Source organism: Nonomuraea sp. NPDC048881, assembly GCF_040649795.1.
GTDB lineage: Bacteria > Actinomycetota > Actinomycetes > Streptosporangiales > Streptosporangiaceae > Nonomuraea.
The window spans coordinates 438,322-459,229 of sequence record NZ_JBEZGC010000008.1 but is presented as its reverse complement, the minus strand read 5'-3'; the positions used below and the strand labels follow the sequence as shown (position 1 = coordinate 459,229).

Sequence of the window (20,908 nt, the reverse complement as noted above, 5' to 3'; positions counted from 1 at the left end):
ACAAAGGCACAGACGAAGACCACTGACAGGGATCTCTTCGTCTGTGCCTGCCGATTGACGGGACACTATGTGCCGGTTGTCCGGTATGTCAAGCGGTCGCGGTCGTATCGCCGCAGCTCGCACGCCCTGCCCGGCGGACCGGCCGGTCAGGAATACCTGATCTCCCACCAGCCGCGGGTGCACGACCACTTGCCCGCGGCCTTCACGCAGGCGCGGAACTTGCGGCCGTTCGGGGCGTCCACCGCGTACGACGTGACGCTGCGGCGTCCGCCGCCCCGGACGACCGCGTGGCAGGCGTGGTAGGTGCGGCCCCCGTCGTCGGTCCAGTCGATGGAGATGCGGTCGCCGGAGCGCAGGCTGGTGCCCCACGCCCACCACACGTTCCGGCCGTGGTAGACGCCGTCGGCCTCGTACAGGTAGACCATGCCGCGGCGGCCCTTCGCCTTCGCCATGCGGTGCCAGGGCTTGGGCACGTCCCGGCTCACCCGCAGCCGCGCGCCGCACGAGTAGTTGATCGGCCCGGCGGCCTGCGTCCGCGACGCCTGCCGGGCGTCCTGGACGGAGGCGCCGGCGGGCGAGGCGACGGTCAGGAGGCCGCCGGCCACCACCGCGGCGAGCGCCAGAGCTGGAAGGTTGCGCATGTGCTCCCCCTTGGTGCGGAATCGTGTGATCGCAACGTAGGGGCGCCGGTGTTGAGGATCCGTTGAGCCCGTGTTGATCTCCGCCGGGGGCCGCGCCGCCGCTGGTCAGCCGCCCGGAGGCGCCGGGGTCCGGTCCAGGTCGGCGCGGACGATGCCGTACATCACGCCGTCACGCCACTCGCCGGCGCGGAAGCCGCCACCGCGCAGCACGCCCTCCCGGGTGAAACCCGCCTTCTCCAGCGCCCGCTGCTCGGCCACGTTGCCGAGCTCGGTGGTCGCCTGCACCCGGTTGACCGGCGAGTGGTCGAACAGGTAGCGCGCCAGCAGCCGCTGCGCCCGCGTCCCGTGCCCCTTGCCGCGGAAGCCGGGCGCCACGATCAGGCCCATCTCCCAGCAGTACGACACCCGGGAGGTGAGCTGCCTGCGCCACGACACGAGGCCCGCCCGGTCCTCGCCGGAGGCGATCACGAGCATGCCGCCGTCCTCGCCGAGGATCCCGTTCTCCTCCCAGAGGCGGCGCAGGCGGTGGGGGTCCTGCCAGCCGTACCACTGGTACTCGCCGCTGCTGTCCGGGTCGCCGATCAGCCGGGTCAGGAACCCCAGATCGTCCTCGCGGACGGCGCGCAGTTCGATCGTCATGATCGCGACACTATGTGACGGACGTGACGTCGGCGCGGGCCCGGCGTCCGGCCCGCAGCGCCAGGGCCAGCGCCGCCAGCAGCGCCGCGCCCGCGAACGGCAGCCACGACAGCCCGGACGGCGGCCCGAACGTCCCGCCCACCTCCGCGCGGTCGAGCACGGCGGCCACCGCGAGCGCGGGCAGCGCCTGGGCCGCTCCCGAGACGAGCGCGAGGACGGCGAGCCAGGCGACCCGCGCCGCGTTGCCGCGGCGGTACGGCTCGCCCTCGAACACCGACGTCAGCAGCCCTCCGACCAGGAGGGCGGCGACGAGCGCGCACAGGCCGCCCACCAGCACGTCCGCCCGGAAGAGCACCTGCTCGGCCGCCGTCGACTCCCAGACCCGCAGCGACAGCTCCCCGCCTCCCAGGGAGAGGCCGCGGGGCAGCTTGACCCCGCTCAGCCCGAGCCGGTCGGCGGCCTCCAGGCGGGGGACGACGCGAACGACGATCTCCCCGTCGGCCTGCGTGGCGCCGTTGACGGCGTAGGCGACCCCCCACACCCCCGCGACGGCTCCGGCGAACCTGACCACGTAGAGGGCCAGCCGCACGAACAGACGATCCATGGACGCTCCAAGGAGACGGACCGATGGTTGTTCATCATGCCCGCCGGAACGGCCCCGCGTACAGACGGCCCCGGCTCACTCGCAGGTCTGGTCTTCCGGGCTGCAGAACCTGACCTCGGGGACGTCGGCCGACGGCTCGTCCAGCAGGGGCCGGGGCTGACCGCGCAGGTGCCGGTCGAAGAAGGCGGTGACGTAGGCGCGGGTGAGGCCGAGTGCGCGGGCGCCGGGCACGGCGGCGCCGTCCTCGATGCCGACCTGGTCCATCAGGACGCCCAGGTCGGTGAAGGACGTGTGCGCGGCCCCCGTCAGCAGCAGCCAGCGCTTCCATCCGGTCAGCCGCGCCCAGACGCGCTCCCACGTGGCGGCCGGCTCGCCCGTGCCCGGCGTGTACGTGGCGGGCTTGCCCAGGAACAGGAACGGCCGGGACGTCCCGGCCGCCGGGAGCGTCGTCTCCACGCTGCCGTCGAGGTCGATGCCGGCGCGCAGCCGGGTGTCGGCCGCGATCGAGGCGACGGTGGCGGCGCCGCCCACCGAGTGACCGGCCATGGCGATCCTGGACGGGTCGATCAGGCGGGCCCCCTTCCACGGCGCGTGCGCGCCGGTGAGCCGGTCGAGCACGAAGGACACGTCGGCCGCCCGGCTCCTCTCCAGCTTCGCCCACCAGGCCGGGCCCTTGTCGTCGATCTCGCAGGTGACGCAGGTGGTGACCCGGCCGTCCGGGAAGGAGGTGGCGACGTTCTCGTAGGTGTGGTCGATGGCGGCCACCGCGTACCCGTGGCTGGCCAGCTCCTCGGCCAGGGCGGTGAGCTCGGTGCGGGGCTTGCTGTGCCCGGGGGACAGGACGACGAGGGGCAGGCTGCGGGGGCGTCCGGCGGGGCGGGCGTCGGTGAAGGCGTTGGTCCGGGTCCTGCTCAGGGTGTCGGCCGGGAGGCTGGTGATCCCGCCGTCCTTGAGCAGCAGCTCCGACGCCTTCGCCGTCATGTACGGGGCGCGGTGGCGGCCCGGCGACCTGGCCGGGTACCAGAGCGAGACCATCAGCTCGCGCGCCTTGACCGAGGGGACCCACGGGTCGGGGCGCGAGGTGTCCTTCAGGTACAGGGACGTGGTGCCGACCGGCCGGGAGCCGGTCGGGGCCGGCAGGTACGTCGCGGGCGCGGCCGCCGCCGACGACGCCGCCGATGCCGCCGCGGCCGCCGCCGCCGGCGTGCCGTGGACCAGCCCGGCGGCCAGGACGGCGGCGAGCCCGGCGACGGCCGCGGTCCCGCCGGCCCGGTTCGTTCTGAGGTGCTTGATCATGCATCGCAATATACTCCGAGAGTATATACGCGGTGTATAAGAGAGCGGAGTGCCGGACACGCTCAGGGAGTGAGGCCCCGCCGCGCGGGTCAGCCGGCGGGCGGGGCGGCGGACGGGGCGGCGCGGAAGCGGCGGCGACCAGGATCTCGGCCGTGTGCAGGCCGACGCTGATTGGACTCTCCCCCACGGGGAGACCCCACGCTATGGGGGATTCCACCCAGATCTACCCGGAGGATCCATGACCCCGCGACTGGTCCATTGCCATCCCGTCACCTGTCTCAACGTCACGGGCATGGGAGAGCCCGGCGGCGCCGAGCACCTGTCGGCCATCGGCGCCCTGTACGCCGTGGCCTCCGCCATGGGCGGCGCCGCCGGGCCGCTGGAGGGGCGGTGGTGGGTGGAGGACACGTCGCTGCCGCCGCTGGAGACCCCGCGCGACCAGTGGCGGTGGCACCTGCTGCTGCCGTTGCCGGGGATGCCCGAGCCGGGGGCGGCCGAGGCGGCGCGTGAGCGGGCCCGCCCGTCGGGGGCCGCCGTGGACCGGGTCCAGGTCGTCACCTTCACCGAGGGCGAGTGCGTGGAGCTGCTGCACGAGGGGCCCTACAGCGAGGAGAAGAGGTCGCTGGAGGTGATGGAGGCGTTCATGGCCGAGCACGGGCTGGTGCCCAACGGGCTGCACCACGAGATCTACCTGACCGAGTTCGCCGACCCCGACCCGAAGACGCTGCTCAGGCAGCCGGTCGCCCCCCGGCCGGAAGAGGCGGCTCACCGGTAGACGGCCAGGTGCAGGCGGTGTCGGCGGACGCCGGTCACGTCCGCGTGCCGGACCGCAGCGCGCCCCGCAGCAGGGGGCGGGCCGCCAGGGCGACGAGCACGGCGGCCAGCACCCCGACGCCCGCCATGAGGACGGCCCTGGTCAGCGCCCACGGCAGCGACTCGACGCGGTAGACGCTCACCAGGGGGAGCACCACCACGGCGACCCCCGACACGGCCGCCACCACGCAGACCGGCAGCGCCGCGACGACCGCCTGCCGCACGAGCACCCTGCCCAGCGCCCGTTCCGGCGCCCCGGCGGCGGCCAGCGCGGCGAACGAGCGGCGATGGTCGATCAGCTCCTCCGCCTGGTGCGCCACCAGGGCGATCGACGAGGTCGCCAGGGCCAGCAGGAGCGCGACGTCCACCAGCGCGTGGCCCTGGGAGTAGCCCACGGAGGCCTGCTGAGCCCCGGCTCCCGCGCCGAAGAAGACGGTCAGGCTCACCACCGACAGGGCCCTGGCCCACGCCCGGGGGTCGGCCTCGACCAGCCGCGCGGCCAGCAGCGTCTCCGGCGACCGGGCCCGCCGCCCGGCCCTGCGGGCATACGCCCTGATCAGCCAGGTCGTGGCCAGGGTCGCGCCGATCAGCAGCAGGACCAGCCCGGCCGCCATGGCGGTCGCCGTCCCGTACTTGCCGACGACGGGGAAGCGGCCCTTGACCGACAGCCCGAGGACGAGCAGGCCCACGCCCGCCGCGAACAGGACCAGGTCCAGCACCCGCGGCCCCCGCACGCGTGCGCGGCGGGTCACGCCCAGCGGCGAGGTGACGACGTGCCGTCCGGCGCGGGCCCCCGACAGGACCCCGCCGAGCGTCACCAGCGCGACGACCACGGGGATCTGCGGCAGCGGCCCGCCGAGGTGGGTGACGACGTGGAGCGCGCCGCCGGTCAGCGAACCGGCCAGCGCCAGCAGGCCGCCCTCCAGCGCGCCCAGCCGCCGTACGTCGCCCGGCGTCGCGCCCGCCAGCCGCAGGGCGGCCAGTCGTCGTTCCCTGGTGGCCGAGGCCAGCCGGTTGGCCTGGTGGACCAGGCCGGCGACCGGCACGGCCAGCAGCGCCAGGCCGAGCCCGGTCAGCGAGCCGTCCTCGTCCTGGAAGTCGGCCATGCCGACGGCCGTGCAGACCAGGAACGTGGCCACCGCCGCCCCGGCGGCGACCAGCCGGGCGCGCACGCGTTCGGCCCGCGAGCGTCCCCTGTGCAGCATGCCGAGCACGGTGATCATCGTTCCGCCCCCACCAGGACGGCGCCGTCGCGCAGCGGGATCTCGCGGTCGGCGTAGGCGGCCACCCGGTTGTCGTGGGTGACCAGGACGACGGCGGCCCGGCCGGCGCGGGCCGCGCCGAGCAGCGCGCCCATCACCTGCTCGCCGCCGAGCGTGTCCAGGGCTCCGGTGGGCTCGTCGGCGAACACCACGCGCGGGCCGGTCACCAGCGCCCGCGCGATGGCGACCCGCTGCCGCTGCCCGCCGGACAGCTCGCCGGCGCGCCGCCCGGCGCAGCCGGACACCTCCAGCCGGGCCAGCCACTCGGCCGCGGCGGTCATCGCCTCCTGCCTGCCGTGCCGGTCGAACAGCAGCGGCAGCGCGACGTTCTCCGCCGCGGTCAGCTCCGGCACCAGCTCGCCGAACTGGAAGACGACCCCGAAGCTCTGGCGTCGCAGCCGGGTCAGGTCGTCCTCGGGCAGCGTGTCGATGCGCGTGCCGTCGAGGACGACCTCGCCGGACTCCGGCCGGACGACCCCGGCCAGGCAGTGCAGCAACGTCGACTTGCCCGCGCCGCTCGGACCGGTGATCGCCACGATCTCGCCCTCCGCGATCGCGAGCGAGACGCCGTTCAGCGCCCTGGTGCCGCCGAACGACTTGCCCAGGCCCCTGGCCTCAAGCATCGGTGTCCTCCTTCATCCGCGCGAGCGCGGTCTCGATCCAGCGCAGGTCGGCGTCGAGGTGCTGGAGCGCGTAGTCGGCCGCCAGCACCTGGGCGGGCGAGCCGGTCGCCTTCTCGGCGGTCAGCTCCCGCATGCGGGCCAGGTGGGCCTCGCGTTGCCGCAGGAGGTGGCCGTCGGCGGCCTTCCCCGCGACGGCGACCCGGGCGAACAGGGGGCTGGCGACGTACGGCGCCGACGGCTCGACGGCGTTCAGCCACCGCTCCAGCTCCGCCCGGCCGGCCTCGGTGATCGCGAACAGGGTGCGCTCGGGGCCGCCCTCCTGCCGCGTCTCGGCCACCTCCGCCAGTCCGTCGCGTTCCAGGCGTTGCAGCGTGGCGTAGACCTGCCCGTACGCCAGGGGCTTGGCGCCGGCGAGACGGTGATCGTGCTCTTTCTTGAGCTCGTAGCCGTGCTTCGGCCGCTCGGCGAGGAAGCCGAGCAGCACGTGACCGGTTGACATGATCACGACTATACATTCAATGAATAGTCAGGCAAGCGGAACCGGCGGGCCTCACACGAGGCGGGCCTCGTACGCGGCGATGACCAGGTGTACCCGGGTGCGGGCGCCGAGTTTGGTCAGCAGGCTGCTGACGTGCGTCTTGACCGTGCTCATGCTGACGAACAGGGCGCCGGCGATCTCCGCGTTCGACAGGCCCCTGGCGACCAGGACGAGCACTTCGCGCTCGCGTTCGGTGATGTCCAGGCCGCCGTCCCCGGACGGGGGCCGCACGTAGCGCTCGACCAGCCGCCGCGTCGCGGTCGGCGCCAGCAGCGACTCGCCGGACGCGACCACGGCCATGCTCCTGATCAGCTCGGCCGGCGGCGTGTCCTTGAGCAGGAAGCCCGCCGCGCCCGCCCGGAGCGCCCCGTAGACGTAGTCGTCGAGATCGAAGGTGGTCACGATGAGCACGCGCGTCTCCGGCCGCTCCGCGCAGATGCGGCGGGTGGCCTCGATGCCGTCCATCTCCGGCATGCGCACGTCCATCAGCACCAGGTCGGGACGGTCGCGTCCGGCCGCCGTCACCGCCTGCGCGCCCGTGGCGGCCTCGCCGACCGCCTGGAACCCCGGCGTGGAGTCGATCAGCCGCCGGAAGCTCGCCCTGATGAGCGCCTGGTCGTCGGCCACCAGCACCCTGATCACAGCGGCAGCCTCGCCCTCACCCGGAAACCGCGCACGGGGCGGACGCCCGCCTCGAACTCGCCCCCGAAGACGCGCACGCGCTCGCGCAACCCGGTCAGGCCGTGCCCGTACGGCCGCGCCCGGCCGCGCGTGCCGTCGTCGGTGACCTCCACGGTCAGCGCGTCCGGGAGGCGTTCGATGCGGACGAGGGCATGCCGGGCGCCGGCGTGCTTGAGCACGTTGGTCAGCGCCTCCTGGACGATCCGGTAGACCGTCGGCCCCAGCTCGCCGTCCACGGCGCCGTCGATCGACAGCTCCACCTCCAGGCCCGCCGCCCTGGTGCGCGCGACGAGCGCGTCGAGATCGGCCAGGCCGGGGGCCGGGGCGAGCTCGGCCGCGTCGTCCTCGCGCAGCACGCCGAGCAGCTGCCTGGTCTCCCGCAGGGCCGACCTGCTGGTCTCCTCGATCGAGGCGAGCGTGCGGCTCATCTCCTCCGCCCCGCCCACGTGTCCCGCCACGCCCGCCTGCACCGCGATCGTGCTGAGGCTGTGGCCGATGACGTCGTGCAGCTCCCGGGCGATCCGCAGCCGCTCGGCGACGGCCTCCGCACGGGCCCGCTCCTCCGCCTGCGCGGCCAGCTGCCCGGTGTAGAGCCCGCGCTGGCGTACGGCCGTGCCGGCGGCCCACGCGGCGAGCAGGATCGCCAGCGCCAGCCCGAGCCGGTCGCGGACCGCGGCCGTCAGGGGGACCTCGGCCACGCCCTGCGCGGCCACCGCGCCCGCCACCAGCAGCGGCAGCACGGCCCTGCTCCGCGTGGCCAGCGTGTACAGCACGAGCGGCAGGCAGAGCAGCTCGGCGTGGGGAAGCAGGAACTCCCGCATACCGAGCCCGCCCAGCAGGACGACCACGAACACCGGCCCCGGCCACAACCGCCTGACCGCCACGGGCAGCCCGGCCGCCAGCGCCGCCGCGAAGTCCAGCACACCGGGCTCGGCCGGGTTCCGCGACGAGGTGAGCCCGGCGTAGCCGAGCGCGACGACCAGCGCGACGACGGCGTCGAGGGAAATCCAGCCCCATGCGGGCACCCGGTTCAGCAGCGGCGGACGGATCTGTTGGCGCACGGTGCGAACCTAACCCGGCGGCCACGCCGCCCGTATCGGTCCCAGGACCGATGCGCGCCGGGCCGGAGGCCGTGGAGGGTGAGGAACATGATCGAAGTCACCGGACTCACCAAACGCTTCGGCCGGACCCCGGCCGTGCAGGACCTCACCTTCACGGTCCGGCCCGGCCGGATCACCGGCTTCCTCGGCCCGAACGGCGCCGGCAAGACCACCACCATGCGCGTGCTCCTCGGCCTCGAACGGCCCACCGCCGGACGGGCCACCGTGAACGGCCTGCCCTACCGCGCGCTGGACCGGCCCCTCACCCAGGTCGGCGCGCTGCTGGACGCCTCCGCCGTGCAGGGCGGGCGGCGCGCGGAACAGCACCTGTGGTGGCTGGCCCGCTCCAACGGCCTCGACCGGGCCCGCATCGGCCCCCTGCTGGAGCTCGTGGGGCTCGGCGGAGCGGCGGGCAGGCGCGTCGGCGGGTTCTCGCTGGGCATGAAGCAGCGGCTCGGCCTCGCCGCGGCGCTGCTCGGCGACCCCGAGGTGCTGGTGCTCGACGAGCCGGCCAACGGGCTCGACCCCGAGGGCATCCGCTGGATGCGCGGCCTGCTCAGGTCGCTGGCCGCCGAGGGCCGCACCGTGCTGGTGTCCAGCCATCTCATCAGCGAGATGGCGGTCACGGCCGACCACCTCGTCGTCCTGGCGGGGGGCAGGCTGCGCGCCGACGCCGCGCTGGGCGAGCTGGTCGGGCCGGGCGGCTCGCTGGAAGAGACGTTCATGGAGCTCGTCGGAAGGGGGGAGCGGTGAACGCGCTCGCGGCCGAGTGGATCAAGTTGCGGACCCTGCGTTCCACCTGGTGGGCGCTCGGCGTCGGGGTGCTGGTGTCGCTCGCGCTCACCGTGCTCGGCGCCGCCACCGTCATCTCGCGCTGGGACCCGGGCCGCACGGGGGACCAGGCGGCCATGGGGGTCGTGGTCGCCGTGTACGTGGGGGTGGTCCTGGCCCAGCTCCCGCTCGGCATGCTGGGCGCGATGACCGCCAGCGGCGAGCACACGTCCGGCATGATCGACGTGACGTTCGTGGCGATGCCGTCGAGGGCGCGCGTGCTGGTGGCCAAGGCGGTCGTCCTGGGCGGCGTCGCGGTGGCCGGCTCGCTGCTCATCGCGGTGCCCGGCTACCTCTACGGGCGGGTCGTCGCCGCGGAGTTCCACCCGTCGTCGCTGCCCGCCGGGGCCTGGACGGTCGTCGCCGGCGGCACGCTCATGATCGTCGTGGCCACCCTGCTCGGGCTGGCGCTCGGCACGGTCCTGCGCAACGGCGCGGCGGCGACGGCGGCGCTGGTGGTGATCGTCCTGGTGGCGCCGTTCGCCGCCCGCGTGCTGCCGGGCGGCGACGTGGTCAACTGGGTCCTGCCCGGGTACCCGGCCCTCCAGCTGATCGAGCAGGTGCCGGACGTCATGCCGACCTGGGCGGCGTTCGCCGTGCTCGGCGCGTGGGCGGTGGTCCCGCTGTCCGTCGCCGTGGTCGCCGCCGCGCGTTCCTGACGCCGGGCGTGCCCGCCGGGCAGAGGCCGGGGCCAGGGGGCAGGGTTCACGGCAGGGGGCGGGGCAGGGTTCAGGGCAGGGCGAGGAGGCTGACGGCGAGGGCCGCGGCGCCCAGGCCGACGAGCTGGCCGCGGTGGATGCGCTCGGCGAGCACGCCGCGGGCGAGCAGCACCGTGCCGGCCGGGTAGAGGGCGGTCACCACGGCCACCACGGCCAGGTCGCCGCTGCGGGCCGCGAGCAGGAACAGCAGGTTGGCCACCGAGTCGAGCACGCCCGCGGTCGCCGACAGCGCGTACGCGGGCCGCTCGGAGCCCAGCCGGCGGCGCAGCAGCCCGGCCGCGGTCAGGGTGACGGCCGAGGAGACCGCCCGTCCCACGATCAACGGCGCCACCCCGCTGTCGGACGGCGCCTGGTGCAGGAAGACGAGCTGGAGGGCGATCGCCGACCCGGCGCCGAAGGCCAGCAGCAGCGCCGTCCGCGACGGACGCGCCGACCCCGCGCCGTGCCCCGCGCTGACCAGGACGACCGCCACCAGCGCGAGCGGCAGCCCCACCAGCCCGGCGGCCGACAGATGCTCGCCCTGGAGCAGCCCCACGGCGACGGGCAGCGCGGCCGACACCAGCGCGGTCACCGGCGACAGCACGTTCATCGGGCCGATCGCCAGCGTGCGGTAGAGCAGGGCGAACACGGCCGCCGAGGCGACGCCCGAGGCCGCGCCCCAGCCGAGCGCGGCGGGGCTGAACGACGCGCCGAGCATCGGCCACAGCAGCAGCTCGACCACGAGGCTGGCCGGGGCCGCGACCATCACGGTACGCAGCACATGGGCCCTGCGGGCGCCCAGGCCGCCGAGGAAGTCGGCGCAGCCGTAGGCGAGCGAGCTGCCCAGGGCCAGCAGCAGAGCGATCACGACACCTCCCGGACATTCAGCGGAACGACCAAACAGTACATTAGAATGACTGCTGGAGGACAACGGACCGACCGCGCAGTACATTCCACCGGTCCGCCCCGCGAGGAAGGTGAACAGATGGCCGAGCCGGCCAGCGCCCTGCGCACGGTCGCCCACAACGTCAAGGCCGCCCGCACCCGCGCCGGCCTGTCCCTGGAGGAGCTCGGCCGGCGCGCCCAGGTCAGCAAGGGCGCGCTGGTGGCGCTGGAGAAGGCGCAGGGCAACCCCAACCTGGCCACGCTGGTCCGGCTGGCCGACACCCTCGGCATCTCGGTCTCCGCCCTGATGCAGGGGCCGCCGGAGGGCCGCCTGCGCGTGGTGGCCGCCGACGCCGTGGCCCCCTTGTGGACCGGGCCGCGCGGCGGCCAGGCCCGGCTCATGCTGACCACCACCGGCCCCGCCCCCGTCGAGGTCTGGCGCTGGCGGCTGGAACCCGGCGAGGAGTACCCCAGCCAGCCCCACCAGGCCGGGGTGGTGGAGACCCTCAGCGTCGTCTCCGGGCGGATGACGCTCGTCCTCGACGGCGCCGAGCACCCCGTCGAGGCGGGCCAGACCGCCACCTTCGACGGCGACGCCCCGCACGGCTACCGGGGCGAGGGCGACGGCGCCTGCGACATGATCATGACGGTCCACCTCCCTCCGGCCCCCTGGACCGCCGGCCGGCCGTGAGCTGCGCTCGCCGTCAGGAGGCCAGGCGCTCGATGGCGAAGGCGGACAGGAAGCCCACGGTGGTGATCAGCCCGGTGAGGACGTGCGCCTGCTCGAAGGCCTCCGGGATCATGGTGTCGGCCACCATGGCCAGGATGGCGCCGGCCGCGATCGCGGTGATCAGCGCGATCGCCTCGGGGGAGGCCGACCGGAGGGTCAGGTAGCCGATCATGGCCGCCACGCCGCTGACCACGGCGATGCCGCCCCAGACGCCGAACACGTACGCGGGGCTGCGCCCGGCCCGTCGCATGCCGGCGGCGCTGGACAGGCCCTCGGGGACGTTGGAGACGAACACCGCCGCCACGACGGCGAGGCCGATCTCGCCGCCGTGCAGCAGGGACAGCCCGAGCACCACCGACTCCGGGATGCCGTCGAGCAGCGCGCCGACGGCGATGGCGGCGCCGCTGCCCTGCGCGTCGGCCTCGCTGGGCTGCTGGTCGCCGGAGCGCTTGCGGTGCCGGGCGCCGTGCCGCGCCAGGATCGCGTTGGCCGCCACGTACGCGCAGGCTCCCGCCAGGAAGCCGACGGCGGTGGGCAGCAGCCCGCCGGACCGTTCGGCCTCGTCCAGCAGCTCGAAGGAGAGCGCGGAGATCAGCACCCCGGCACCGAAGGCCATGACGGCGGCGATCGCCCGCGCCGGGACCCGCACCAGCATCGCCACGGCCGCGCCGAGGACCAGCGCGCCTCCGGCGACCAGCCCCCACGTCCCCGCTTCCAGCCACTCAGGCATGTGCACCGATCCCTCTCGCGTCCTCGTCCCCAAGGTTCTCTCGCCCAAGCCCTTCCCGTCACGCGTTCCGGAGGCGGGGATTGGGGTGGAACGCCCCGGGTAGGGCAGGCGGCGGTCCGCCCCCGTCGTGAGGAGACTTGGATGGAGCACCGCCACACCCCCTGCACTCCGCGTCCGGCGCGACAGCTCTACGAGATCACCGTCCTGGACGCGGCGGGCGATCGCTGGCACACCATCGGCTGGGGGATCGACCAGGCGGAGGCCGAGTCGGCCGCGCGGGCGTGCGTCACCCGGCCGGTCCCGCCCTACCGGGCCGCCCGGATCCGGCGCGACGGCCGGGTCCTCGCCGAGCACCGCCGCAGCGCGTGAAGGCGCCGCCGTCGCCGCGCGTGGCGCTGCCGGTGATGTGCCACCGGTGGGCGCACATCACGTTCCTGCACTGGCGCTACCCCGTCGACGTGGTCCGTGAGCTGGTGCCGGACGAGCTCGCCGTCGAGACCATGGACGGGTCGGCGTGGGTGGGGGTGACGCCGTTCCTCATGGAGGACGTACGCGTGCCTGGCCTGCCCGCCGTGCCGTGGTTGTCGGCGTTCCCGGAGACCAACTGCCGCACGTACGTGCGGGACGCGCGCGGCCGTTCCGGCGTCTGGTTCCTGTCCCTGGACGCGGGACGGCTGCTGGCCGCGCTCGGCGGACGCTCCGGCTACCGGCTGCCCTACCACTGGTCCGACATGTCGGTCCGGATCGACCGGCGGCGCCGCCGCTACCGCTGCCGCCGGAGGTGGCCGGGGACGCGGGGCGTGCGGTGCGACGTCGAGGCGGAGGTGGGCGGCGTCCTGCGGGAGGACGAGCGGGACGAGCTCGCGCACTTCCTGACCGCCCGCCACCGGCTGTTCACCCGGGTGGCGGGCCGGCTGGCCGCGGCCGAGGTCGAGCACCCGCCGTGGCCGCTGCAGCACGTCGAGCTGACCGGCCTCGACCAGGACCTGCTGCGGGCCGCCGGCCTGCCCGGCCCGGCCGGCCCGCCCCTCCTGCACGCCTCCCCGGGCGTGGACGTCCGCGTCGGCATGTGGTCGCGGTGACCTGACGCGAGGCCCGCGCACGGGTCACCGGAAGAGGAAGCCGATCGCGGCGGCCGCGCGGAAGGTCCTCAGGGATGACTCCGGTCTCCTCCTCCAGTCGGATGGTCTTGTCGGAGGAACTGATCGATGATCAGGTCCCCGAACGATTGGAGTCGCGATGCGAAGACCAGTCCTGATCCTCACCCTCTTATCGGCCCTCGCGGCGCCGCTCGCGCCGGTCCCCGCGGCCGCCGCCACCGCCGGTGCCACAGCCGCCCCGGCCGTGCGGTGGGCGCCGTGCGCGGAGGACCCCGCGGCCGACTGCGGGACGCTGACCGTGCCGATCGACTGGAACGACCCGCGCGCCGGGACGTTCGAGCTGGCCCTGGCCCGGCGCCGGGCGAGCGACCCGGCCGCCCGCATCGGGTCGCTGGTGATCAACCCCGGCGGCCCCGGCGGCTCCGGCGTGGACGCCGTGGTGAACAACTGGCTCAGCTTCACCCCCGAGATCACCAGCCGCTTCGACGTGGTCGGCTTCGACCCGCGCGGCGTGGGCCGCAGCCATCCCGTCACCTGCTCGCTGGAGCTCGCCCAGCAGGCGCCCGACCCTCTGTCGATCAAGGACCAGGCCGGCTGGGACGCCCTGCTCGCCTTCAACCGGCGCTACGGCGAGGACTGCCGCCGGCGCACCGGCCCGCTGTTCGACAACGTCCACACCGGGTACGTGATCCGCGACCTCGACGCCCTGCGCGCCGCCCTCGGCGACGACAAGCTGACCTACTACGGCGTCTCGTACGGCACCCTGATCGGCCAGCTCTACGCCGAACGCTACCCGCGCCGCGTCCGCGCCCTCGCGCTGGACAGCAACATGGACCACAGCCTGGGCACCCAGGCGTTCCTGGACACCGAGGCCTGGACCTCCCAGGACTCCTTCAACGAGTTCGTGGCCTGGTGCGGCCGGACCGGCTCGTGCGCGCTGCACGGCAGGGACGTCCGCGCGGTGTGGCACGAGCTGCTGGCCAGGGCCGACCGGGGCGAGCTGACCTTCCCCGGGCAGCCGGACGTCAAGCTGCGCAGGCTCGACCTCATCGGCCTGGCCTTCGGCGCGTTCTACGGCCCGGCCTGGAGCCAGCTCGCCCAGCTGCTGGCCGCCATGGAGAGCGGCGCCGGCCCGGTCAGCCCGCTCTTCGCGCCGCCCGTCCGGGTCGCCGGGGAGACCGTCAACGACGCGAGCTTCGTCTTCTGCCAGGACTACGCGCTGCCCGTCCGCGGCTACCGCGACTGGGACCGGCTGCTCCGCAGGTCGGCGGCCGTCGCGCCGGACATGCTGGTCAGCGCCGCGGCGCACCCGCTCGCGCTGGCCTGCCAGGGCACGGCCACGCCCAACCGGCAGCACCGGCTCAGGGTGGACGGCTCGCCGGCGCTGCTGCTCGGCAACGCCCTGCACGACCCGGCCACGCCGTACGTGTGGGCGGCCTCCACGGCGCTGCAGGCCGGCCGGCAGGCCCGGCTGCTGACCTACGAAGGATGGGGGCACGGCATCTACGGGCGCGGCGAGTGCACGACGGCCGCCTTCGACCGCTACCTGCTCTCCCGCGACCTGCCCGCTCAGGGCGCTCGCTGCCCGGCCGTCCCGCCGGACGAGACGTCGCTCAGGCGGGTCCCGAGCCCGAGCCCGCTGCCCGGCCGCCCCGGGTGGACGTCCGTCCTGCGGTAGCCGGATGGTGACGCGGCCTCGCGGCCCCCTCTCCGCGAGGCCGCGTCCTACCCCCGCGCGCCCGTGGTCAGGCGCTCGCGGAGGGCGTCGAGGCGGGCCATGGCCGGGGTCGCGGTGATGCCGTGCAGGACGACCGAGAGCACCACGGTGAAGGCCGTCACCGCCCACAGCTCCTCGGGCGGCACGCCGAAGTCGGCGTGGCCGAGCGCGTACGCCAGGTAGAACAGCGACCCCACCCCCCGGATCCCGAACAGCGAGATGACCCGGCGCTCGCGGGGGCCGGCCGGGCCCCGGACCTGGGAGAGCCAGCCCGCCAGCGGCCGGATGACCAGGATCAGCAGCACCCCGACGAGGACGCCGCGCCAGGTGAGCGGGGCCAGGCCGCCGGCGGCGACGAATCCGCCGAGCAGGAGCAGCAGCCAGGAGGTGAAGAGCCGTTCGAGCTGCTCGACGAAGCCGTGCAGGACGTTGTTGTAGCCGTGTCCGTGCTCGACCCGGCGGATGGCGCAGGCGGCTACGAACACGGCGATGAAGCCGTAGCCGCTGACCAGCTCGGTGACCCCGTAGGCGAGCAGGGTGGCGCCCAGGGCGACGAAGCCGTCGCGGCGCTCGGCCAGGCGCAGCTCCTCGGCGGGGGAGTGGAAGAACAGCCGGCCGAGCAGGCGGCCGATCAGCAGGCCGCAGACGACCCCGGCGACGATCCGGTAGAGCACGTCCGTCAGCGCCCACTCGCCCGTCCAGCCCAGGCCGCCGGCGGTGGCCAGGGCGATGGCGGCGTACACGATGGGGAAGGCCAGCCCGTCGTTCAGGCCCGCCTCCGAGGTGAGGGCGAAGCGGACCTCGTCGTCGGCGTTCTCGGCGTCGGCGGGCTCGCCCACGCTGACGTCGGAGGCGAGCACCGGGTCGGTCGGCGCGAGCACGGCCCCCAGCAGCAGCGCGGCGGCGACGGGCCAGCCCAGCACGCCGGAGGCCGCCGCCGTGACCCCGGCGACGGTCAGCGGCATCGCCCAGCCGAGCAGCCGCCACGTCGTCGACCAGCTCCGTAACCCGATCCGCCGGTTGAGCGCCAGCCCCGCGCCCATGAGCGAGACCAGCACGCAGATCTCGGTGATGTGCTCGACGGCCGCCCGGTGGGCGACGGGATCGGGCTCGGGCAGCCCGATCGGCAGCAGGTACAGCCCCATGCCGCCGAGCAGGTAGACCAGGGGAGGGGAGAAGGCCCGGCGGGCGAGCAGGCCGGGCAGGACGGCGGCGAGCAGCGCGGCGGCGCCGCCGAGGGCCAGGACGAGATCGGGGGTGGACATCCCGGCCCCACTGCCCTGATCAACTCGGGACAATCTTCCTTTTATGCGCGCAACCCGCCCAGTATCGCTCGGATCGACAAGCCGGGGCCGTCGTCGGCATATCGCGGCAATATGCACTAATAGCTACTTTTCGCACCCCTGACTGCGCGCCTACCGTGACAGGACCCCCCAACTTCTGGAGGAGGATCCGTGTCAAGGTCTCTCCGTGTCACGCTCTCCGTCGTCCTCGCCCTCTCCTTCCTGCTGGTCACCTCCCCGGCCCAGGCCGCCGTGCTGGTCCGGGTGCTGCGGTACGACGCCTCCCGGTCGGCGGAGTTCGTCAACGTGATCGACCAGGCCGCCCAGGTCTGGAACGCGAACGTGGTGAACGTCCGGCTCATGCAGGGCACGCCCGCCAGCTTCGTCGTCCTGGCCGACAACAACTGGCCCAGGACGCTGCCCACCAGCCTCGGCCGCGGCACGATCTGGATGGGCCGCCAGGCGGTCAACCAGGGCTACTACCCGCTGCGGATCGCCACCCACGAGATCGGTCACATCCTCGGCCTGCCGGACCGGCGCACCGGGCTCTGCGGCGACCTGATGTCCGGCTCCAGCGCCCCCGTGAGCTGCACGAACGCCACCCCCAGCGTGGCCGAGCGGGCCGAGGTGGACCGCAACTTCGCCGGCAGCGCGCCCGCGGTCGAGTTCGGCCGCGTCCACGAGGACCGCTGACCTCCGACGCACCCGTCAGGCTGTCTCACTCCGCGCCGCCCCGCCGGTTCGTCCGGCGGGGTTGGCCGGAGGGCCGTGATCGTATTGTCTGGGAGCAATCGCCCCCCGACGTGAGGATCAGCGCATGCCCCGTTCGAGAGCCGTCCTGTCAGCCCTCGCCGCCGCGGCCTCGGTCCTGACGGCGGGCGGATCGGCCGAGGCGGCGGCGGACGTGCCGTTACCCTCGGCGGTCTTCCGCGCCACGCACAACAGCTACTCGGGCAACATCGCCGGCGCCAGGAACTCGATCGCCTACCAGCTCGACCACGGCGTCCGCTTCGTCGAGCTCGACGTGCACGACAACGGGTACGCCACCGCCCGCGACTACTCCGTCGGCCACGACGCCCCCGGCGACGAGGTGGACCACGCGGGCAACCCGGCCTCCAACCTCCTCGGCGACTGGCTCGCGGTGATCGCCGGCTGGTCGGCGGCCCATCCCGCGGCCGCGCCGATCGTCGTCGCCCTCGACCTCAAGGACGACCTGACCGACAACCCGTCCCACGCCGCGGGCAACCCGGCCGCGCTGAACGACGAGCTCGTCGCCGCCTTCGGGCCGCGGCTGCTGCGGGCCGAGGACTACCCCGCCGGCCCGCCCACCGTGGACGCGCTGCGCGGCCGCGTGCTCCCGGTGATCTCCGGCGACGGCACCACCCGCACGCTGTACAAGCGCGACCTCGGCTCGAACCCGGCCGTCGCGGCCAACGCCCGCGGCCAGGTCGTGGAGGTGCACGACTCGGGCGCCGGAGCGCTGTGGTACTGGACCGGCGCGTACGGCGCCGACGGCCGGGTGACCTGGCTGCGCCACGGCAGGTACGACAGCGGCGTCACCCCCGCCGTCGCCCTCAACGACAACGGCGACCTGGTCGAGGTCCACCAGTCGCAGAACGCCACCACCCTCTGGTACCGCGTGGGACGCCTGGACGCCGCCGGCGAGATCACCTGGTCCGCCGGCCGCCAGTACGACAACGGCGTCCTGCCGACCGTCCGCTTCACCGACGCGGGCGGGACCCGGCTCCGGGAGATCCACCGCAGCCAGAGCAACAGCCAGAACTGGGAGTGGTCCGGCACGCTCGACGCCGGCGCGGCGAGCGTCGCGTGGAGCGGCAACGCCAGGACCTCCGACGCCCGCCACGACAAGACCACCTCCTACGGCGGCGCGCCGCGCGTGCACGTGTGGACCGGCGCCGACGGCCCGACCCCGTCGCGGACCCTCCGGGTGGACACCGACGCGTTCACCGGCGACCGCATCCGCCACCGCCAGGTCGCCTTCGCCGAGTTCCAGCAGGGCGACAGCGCGGAGCTGCGGCAGGACGCGCTGTTCTACGCCGCGCCCGCCGGGCAGTCGTCGTTCATCACCGACGCGCGGCGGGCGGGCCGGCTCGTCCGCGGCTGGGACTTCGACTCGGCGGGCCAGGCGACCGATCCGCCGGCGAACTACCCGGCCACCAACCATCCCTACGACGCCTGGTACCAGGACCTGCTCACGCGGACGGGCGCGGTGGAGTGACCGGCGGACGGCGGCGGGTCAGCACGCGGGTGGTGCCGCCGTCGTCCTCGGTGATGTCGCGCACGTGCTCGAAGCCGAGTTTGCGCAGCACGGCCAGCGAGGCGAGGTTGTCCGGCGCGACGGTGGCGTGCACCTCGGTCAGGCCGAGGGCGTCGAAGCCGTGGCCGACGATCGCCTCGGCCAGCTCCCGGCCCAGGCCCGCCCCCCACACCGCGGGGACCAGCGCGTAGATGAGCTCGTGGCCCGACACGGTGTCGGTCGGCTTGATCTCGGCGTGCCCGACCAGTTCGCCGTCCCGGCGTACGGCCCAGACGGCGAACAGGTCCTGGGCGTAGACCTTGCTGAAGATGCGGCCGAACAGCGCGCGGTCCTCGGCCTCGGTGGCGGTGCCGTCCCCCATCCACCGCGTGACCCGTGGATCCTGGAACATGGCGACGAACGCGTCCTCGTCGGCGGGGACGTACGGCTCCAGCAGCAGCCGCTCGGTGCGCAGAGTAGGGGTCATGAACGGCGAACCTACTCGAACGCCGCGCGCCCCGACGACTCGTTTTCCGCCGGGGCGCCGCAGGTCACGCCTCCAGTTCGGCCGCCCGGCGCAGGTCCTTGGGCCGGCCCAGGGCGCGGCGCATCCGGATCAGGTCCTCCCGGGAGACGTAGTGGACCTCCAGGCCGCCGGGGCCGGTCGCGGTCAGCGCGCGGTCCAGGCACTCGCCGACCCGAAGCCCGCCCCAGGGGAGCGCCGGGGTGCAGCAGTCGCCGCCGGCCCCCGGCGAGGTGAATCGCGTCTTCGGGCGCAGCAGGGAGTCCGGGTGCAGGGGCAGCGGGCCGCCCGTCTCGTCGGCGAGCCGGGCGCCGACGGAGGCGAAGGCGGCGGCCAGGGCCGGGGCGTGGGCGGGGCGGCCGTCCCAGAGCAGGTCAAGGTCGCCGGTCAGCTCGGCGGAGCCGTGCATGATGCCGGCGACCTGCCCGATCACCACGGCCCGGACGCGATGCCGGTGCAGGGCTTCGAGCAGGGGGAACGGGTCGAAGCCGAGGGCGCCGTCGGTGCCGATCGTGCCGGCGTCGTCGTCGGCGTCCTCGTGGCCCACGCCGGTGGCCCCCCGGTCCAGGGCCAGTTCGCGGGTACGTCGTGCGGCGGCGCGGAGGCGGTCCAGCGGTTCGTCGATCATCCGGACATGCAACACCGGCCGCCGCCGTGGCGCACGCGATTTTCCCCGTGCTAACTTGGCCGTATGACCAACTTGGCCGATCGGCCAAATTCGGCGCGCGGCGACCGCCGTCGTGAGCAACTGGTGGAGACCGGGGTCGCGCTGCTGGGCGAGCACGGGTGGCCCGGCGTCACCACGCGGGCCGTCGCCGAGCGGGCCGGCACCAACCCCGGCCTGATCCACTACCACTTCGGCGGGCTGCCCGGCCTGCGTGAGGCGATCTTCCGCCACGCCACCGACCTCGTCGTCGGCCCGCTGGTCACCGAGCTGCTGGCCGCCGACGACGAGCGCGCCGCGCTGGCCCTGCTGCGCGGCCTGCCGGCCCAGGCGGCGGCCGACGGGCCGACGACCCGGCTGGCCGCCGAGCTGATCGTGGGCGCCACCCGCGATCCGGCCCTGGGCGCCGTCCTGCGCGACGAGCTCCGCCGGGCCCGCGGCCGCATCGCCGCCCGCCTCGGCCGCCTGCGCCCCGGCTGGCCGGCCGCCCGCCTCGACGGCGTCGCCACGCTCGTCACCGCCGCGATCGACGGGCTGATGCTGCACCACATGATCGACCCCGCCCTCCCCGTCGGCGCGGCGCTGTCGGCGGTGGAGGACCTGCTGGAGGCGGGCGAGCCGGCCGCGTCGCCGCCCGGCTGACGGAGACCGTCCTCGACCGGGCCGTCCGGGGCCCGTCACCCACCACGGAAGGAGACCGTCCTCGACCGGGCCGTCCGGGGCCCGCCACCCACCACGGAAGGAGACCGACCATGGAGATCGTCAGCAGACCGGACCCGCCGACCGGGCTGCGCCGCCGGCTGTGGCGGCTGCCCATCCTGCTGTACCGTCTCGGCCTCGGGCCGGTGCTCGGCGGCCGCGTCATGCTGCTCACCCACACCGGCCGCGTCTCGGGCCTGCCCCGCCGGGCCGTCATCGAGGTCGTCCAGCGCGACGGGCAGGGCTACGTGGCCGCCTCCGGCTTCGGCCCCAAAGCCGACTGGTACCGCAACGTCATGGCCACCCCGCAGGTGAGCCTGCAGGTCGGCGGCCGCCGCTGCCGTGCCACGGCGGTGCCGCTGGAGCCCGGCGAGGGCGCGGACATCATGGCCCGGTACGCCCCCCGCCACCCGGCCGCCGCCCGCCGGCTCTGCCGGATCATGGGCTTCGCCGTCGACGGCGGCGTGGACGACTACCGCGAGGTGGGCAGCCGCATCCCGTTCGTCCGGTTCGTTCCGGGGTGATCGGCGAAGCCGTCCAGGGCCTTCAGGATCTCGTCGCGGAAGGCGCCGCTCCCGGTGTGCCCGGAGTCCT

General features: G+C 74.7%; 25 protein-coding genes. 11 read left to right on the top strand and 14 right to left on the bottom strand.

The window, feature by feature from the left end:
- Positions 1-146 precede the first annotated feature (146 nt).
- The 4 genes from AB0C33_RS29360 to AB0C33_RS29345 all read right to left on the bottom strand — a co-directional run bounded on the left by AB0C33_RS29360 (position 147) and on the right by AB0C33_RS29345 (position 3,180).
- A complete protein-coding gene (locus AB0C33_RS29360; protein ID WP_358293591.1) occupies positions 147-641 on the bottom strand; it encodes a hypothetical protein in 495 nt (164 codons plus the stop codon).
- A gap of 105 nt (positions 642-746) precedes the next feature.
- Positions 747-1,280: a GNAT family protein gene (locus tag AB0C33_RS29355; protein ID WP_358293590.1), complete on the bottom strand. Its 534-nt coding sequence runs from the start codon at positions 1,278-1,280 to the stop codon at positions 747-749.
- 10 nt (positions 1,281-1,290) lie between these two features.
- Entirely contained in the window at positions 1,291-1,884 is a 594-nt protein-coding gene (locus AB0C33_RS29350) for a hypothetical protein (protein ID WP_358293589.1), read from the bottom strand.
- A gap of 75 nt (positions 1,885-1,959) precedes the next feature.
- A complete protein-coding gene (locus tag AB0C33_RS29345) occupies positions 1,960-3,180 on the bottom strand; it encodes an alpha/beta hydrolase (RefSeq protein ID WP_358293588.1) in 1,221 nt (406 codons plus the stop codon).
- Between the two features lie 238 nt (positions 3,181-3,418).
- Between AB0C33_RS29345 and AB0C33_RS29340 the strand changes: the two genes are divergently transcribed.
- Positions 3,419-3,955 carry a hypothetical protein gene (locus tag AB0C33_RS29340; RefSeq protein ID WP_358293587.1) on the top strand — a complete coding sequence of 179 codons (537 nt, stop codon included), beginning with the start codon at positions 3,419-3,421 and terminating at the stop codon, positions 3,953-3,955.
- 34 nt (positions 3,956-3,989) lie between these two features.
- On the opposite strand, the gene AB0C33_RS29335 is transcribed toward AB0C33_RS29340, so the two are convergent.
- The 5 genes from AB0C33_RS29335 to AB0C33_RS29315 are packed head-to-tail and all read right to left on the bottom strand — an operon-like array spanning position 3,990 to position 8,158.
- Positions 3,990-5,216 (bottom strand): hypothetical protein, encoded by a 1,227-nt coding sequence (locus tag AB0C33_RS29335; RefSeq protein WP_358293586.1) that lies wholly within the window; start codon positions 5,214-5,216, stop codon positions 3,990-3,992.
- Positions 5,213-5,878, bottom strand: coding sequence for an ABC transporter ATP-binding protein (locus tag AB0C33_RS29330; protein ID WP_358293585.1), 666 nt, complete (start codon positions 5,876-5,878; stop codon positions 5,213-5,215). Before AB0C33_RS29330 ends, AB0C33_RS29335 begins: the two co-directional genes overlap by 4 nt.
- Positions 5,871-6,377: a PadR family transcriptional regulator gene (locus AB0C33_RS29325; RefSeq protein WP_358293584.1), complete on the bottom strand. Its 507-nt coding sequence runs from the start codon at positions 6,375-6,377 to the stop codon at positions 5,871-5,873. The genes AB0C33_RS29330 and AB0C33_RS29325 overlap by 8 nt, the downstream gene beginning before the upstream one ends.
- Before the next feature lie 51 nt (positions 6,378-6,428).
- Positions 6,429-7,058 carry a response regulator transcription factor gene (locus AB0C33_RS29320; protein WP_358293582.1) on the bottom strand — a complete coding sequence of 210 codons (630 nt, stop codon included), beginning with the start codon at positions 7,056-7,058 and terminating at the stop codon, positions 6,429-6,431.
- Complete coding sequence (locus AB0C33_RS29315) at positions 7,055-8,158, bottom strand: histidine kinase (RefSeq protein ID WP_358293581.1); 1,104 nt, start codon at positions 8,156-8,158, stop codon at positions 7,055-7,057. Before AB0C33_RS29315 ends, AB0C33_RS29320 begins: the two co-directional genes overlap by 4 nt.
- An 87-nt stretch (positions 8,159-8,245) precedes the next feature.
- On the opposite strand from AB0C33_RS29315, the gene AB0C33_RS29310 reads away from it, so the two are divergent.
- A complete protein-coding gene (locus AB0C33_RS29310; protein WP_358293579.1) occupies positions 8,246-8,950 on the top strand; it encodes an ATP-binding cassette domain-containing protein in 705 nt (234 codons plus the stop codon).
- On the top strand, positions 8,947-9,687 hold the full coding sequence (locus AB0C33_RS29305; protein WP_358293578.1) for an ABC transporter permease: 741 nt from the start codon (positions 8,947-8,949) through the stop codon (positions 9,685-9,687). Before AB0C33_RS29310 ends, AB0C33_RS29305 begins: the two co-directional genes overlap by 4 nt.
- A gap of 70 nt (positions 9,688-9,757) precedes the next feature.
- Here AB0C33_RS29305 and AB0C33_RS29300 read toward each other — a convergent pair whose 3' ends face one another.
- A complete protein-coding gene (locus tag AB0C33_RS29300) occupies positions 9,758-10,594 on the bottom strand; it encodes an EamA family transporter (protein WP_358293576.1) in 837 nt (278 codons plus the stop codon).
- 117 nt (positions 10,595-10,711) lie between these two features.
- On the opposite strand from AB0C33_RS29300, the gene AB0C33_RS29295 reads away from it, so the two are divergent.
- On the top strand, positions 10,712-11,302 hold the full coding sequence (locus AB0C33_RS29295; RefSeq protein WP_358293575.1) for an XRE family transcriptional regulator: 591 nt from the start codon (positions 10,712-10,714) through the stop codon (positions 11,300-11,302).
- Positions 11,303-11,315: 13 nt separating this feature from the next.
- Here the strand turns inward: AB0C33_RS29295 and AB0C33_RS29290 are convergent, their stop codons facing one another.
- Positions 11,316-12,071, bottom strand: a complete 756-nt coding sequence (locus AB0C33_RS29290) for a ZIP family zinc transporter (RefSeq protein ID WP_358293573.1) — start codon at positions 12,069-12,071, stop codon at positions 11,316-11,318.
- 141 nt (positions 12,072-12,212) lie between these two features.
- Here AB0C33_RS29290 and AB0C33_RS29285 point away from each other — a divergent pair, with 141 nt between their 5' ends.
- The 3 genes from AB0C33_RS29285 (at position 12,213) to AB0C33_RS29275 (ending at position 14,849) form a co-directional block, all read left to right on the top strand.
- Complete coding sequence (locus AB0C33_RS29285; protein ID WP_358293571.1) at positions 12,213-12,440, top strand: hypothetical protein; 228 nt, start codon at positions 12,213-12,215, stop codon at positions 12,438-12,440.
- Positions 12,437-13,153, top strand: coding sequence for a DUF2071 domain-containing protein (locus tag AB0C33_RS29280; RefSeq protein ID WP_358293570.1), 717 nt, complete (start codon positions 12,437-12,439; stop codon positions 13,151-13,153). Before AB0C33_RS29285 ends, AB0C33_RS29280 begins: the two co-directional genes overlap by 4 nt.
- A gap of 157 nt (positions 13,154-13,310) precedes the next feature.
- Positions 13,311-14,849: an alpha/beta fold hydrolase gene (locus tag AB0C33_RS29275; protein WP_358293569.1), complete on the top strand. Its 1,539-nt coding sequence runs from the start codon at positions 13,311-13,313 to the stop codon at positions 14,847-14,849.
- A gap of 47 nt (positions 14,850-14,896) precedes the next feature.
- Here the strand turns inward: AB0C33_RS29275 and AB0C33_RS29270 are convergent, their stop codons facing one another.
- Positions 14,897-16,153, bottom strand: coding sequence for a cation:proton antiporter (locus AB0C33_RS29270; protein ID WP_358293568.1), 1,257 nt, complete (start codon positions 16,151-16,153; stop codon positions 14,897-14,899).
- Between the two features lie 189 nt (positions 16,154-16,342).
- Between AB0C33_RS29270 and AB0C33_RS29265 the strand changes: the two genes are divergently transcribed.
- On the top strand, positions 16,343-16,864 hold the full coding sequence (locus AB0C33_RS29265) for a snapalysin family zinc-dependent metalloprotease (protein WP_358293566.1): 522 nt from the start codon (positions 16,343-16,345) through the stop codon (positions 16,862-16,864).
- A gap of 124 nt (positions 16,865-16,988) precedes the next feature.
- Positions 16,989-18,410, top strand: coding sequence for a hypothetical protein (locus tag AB0C33_RS29260; protein WP_358293564.1), 1,422 nt, complete (start codon positions 16,989-16,991; stop codon positions 18,408-18,410).
- Here AB0C33_RS29260 and AB0C33_RS29255 read toward each other — a convergent pair.
- Both AB0C33_RS29255 and AB0C33_RS29250 read right to left on the bottom strand, forming a co-directional pair.
- On the bottom strand, positions 18,385-18,915 hold the full coding sequence (locus AB0C33_RS29255) for a GNAT family N-acetyltransferase (RefSeq protein WP_358293562.1): 531 nt from the start codon (positions 18,913-18,915) through the stop codon (positions 18,385-18,387). The genes AB0C33_RS29260 and AB0C33_RS29255 overlap by 26 nt on opposite strands.
- 64 nt (positions 18,916-18,979) lie before the next feature.
- The gene (locus AB0C33_RS29250; protein WP_358293560.1) at positions 18,980-19,579 is read right to left on the bottom strand and encodes a hypothetical protein; all 600 of its coding nucleotides are present in this window, start codon (positions 19,577-19,579) and stop codon (positions 18,980-18,982) included.
- Positions 19,580-19,642: 63 nt separating this feature from the next.
- Between AB0C33_RS29250 and AB0C33_RS29245 the strand changes: the two genes are divergently transcribed.
- Positions 19,643-20,257, top strand: coding sequence for a TetR/AcrR family transcriptional regulator (locus AB0C33_RS29245; protein WP_358293559.1), 615 nt, complete (start codon positions 19,643-19,645; stop codon positions 20,255-20,257).
- Positions 20,258-20,367: 110 nt separating this feature from the next.
- Complete coding sequence (locus AB0C33_RS29240; RefSeq protein WP_358293557.1) at positions 20,368-20,838, top strand: nitroreductase family deazaflavin-dependent oxidoreductase; 471 nt, start codon at positions 20,368-20,370, stop codon at positions 20,836-20,838.
- Positions 20,839-20,908 lie beyond the last annotated feature (70 nt).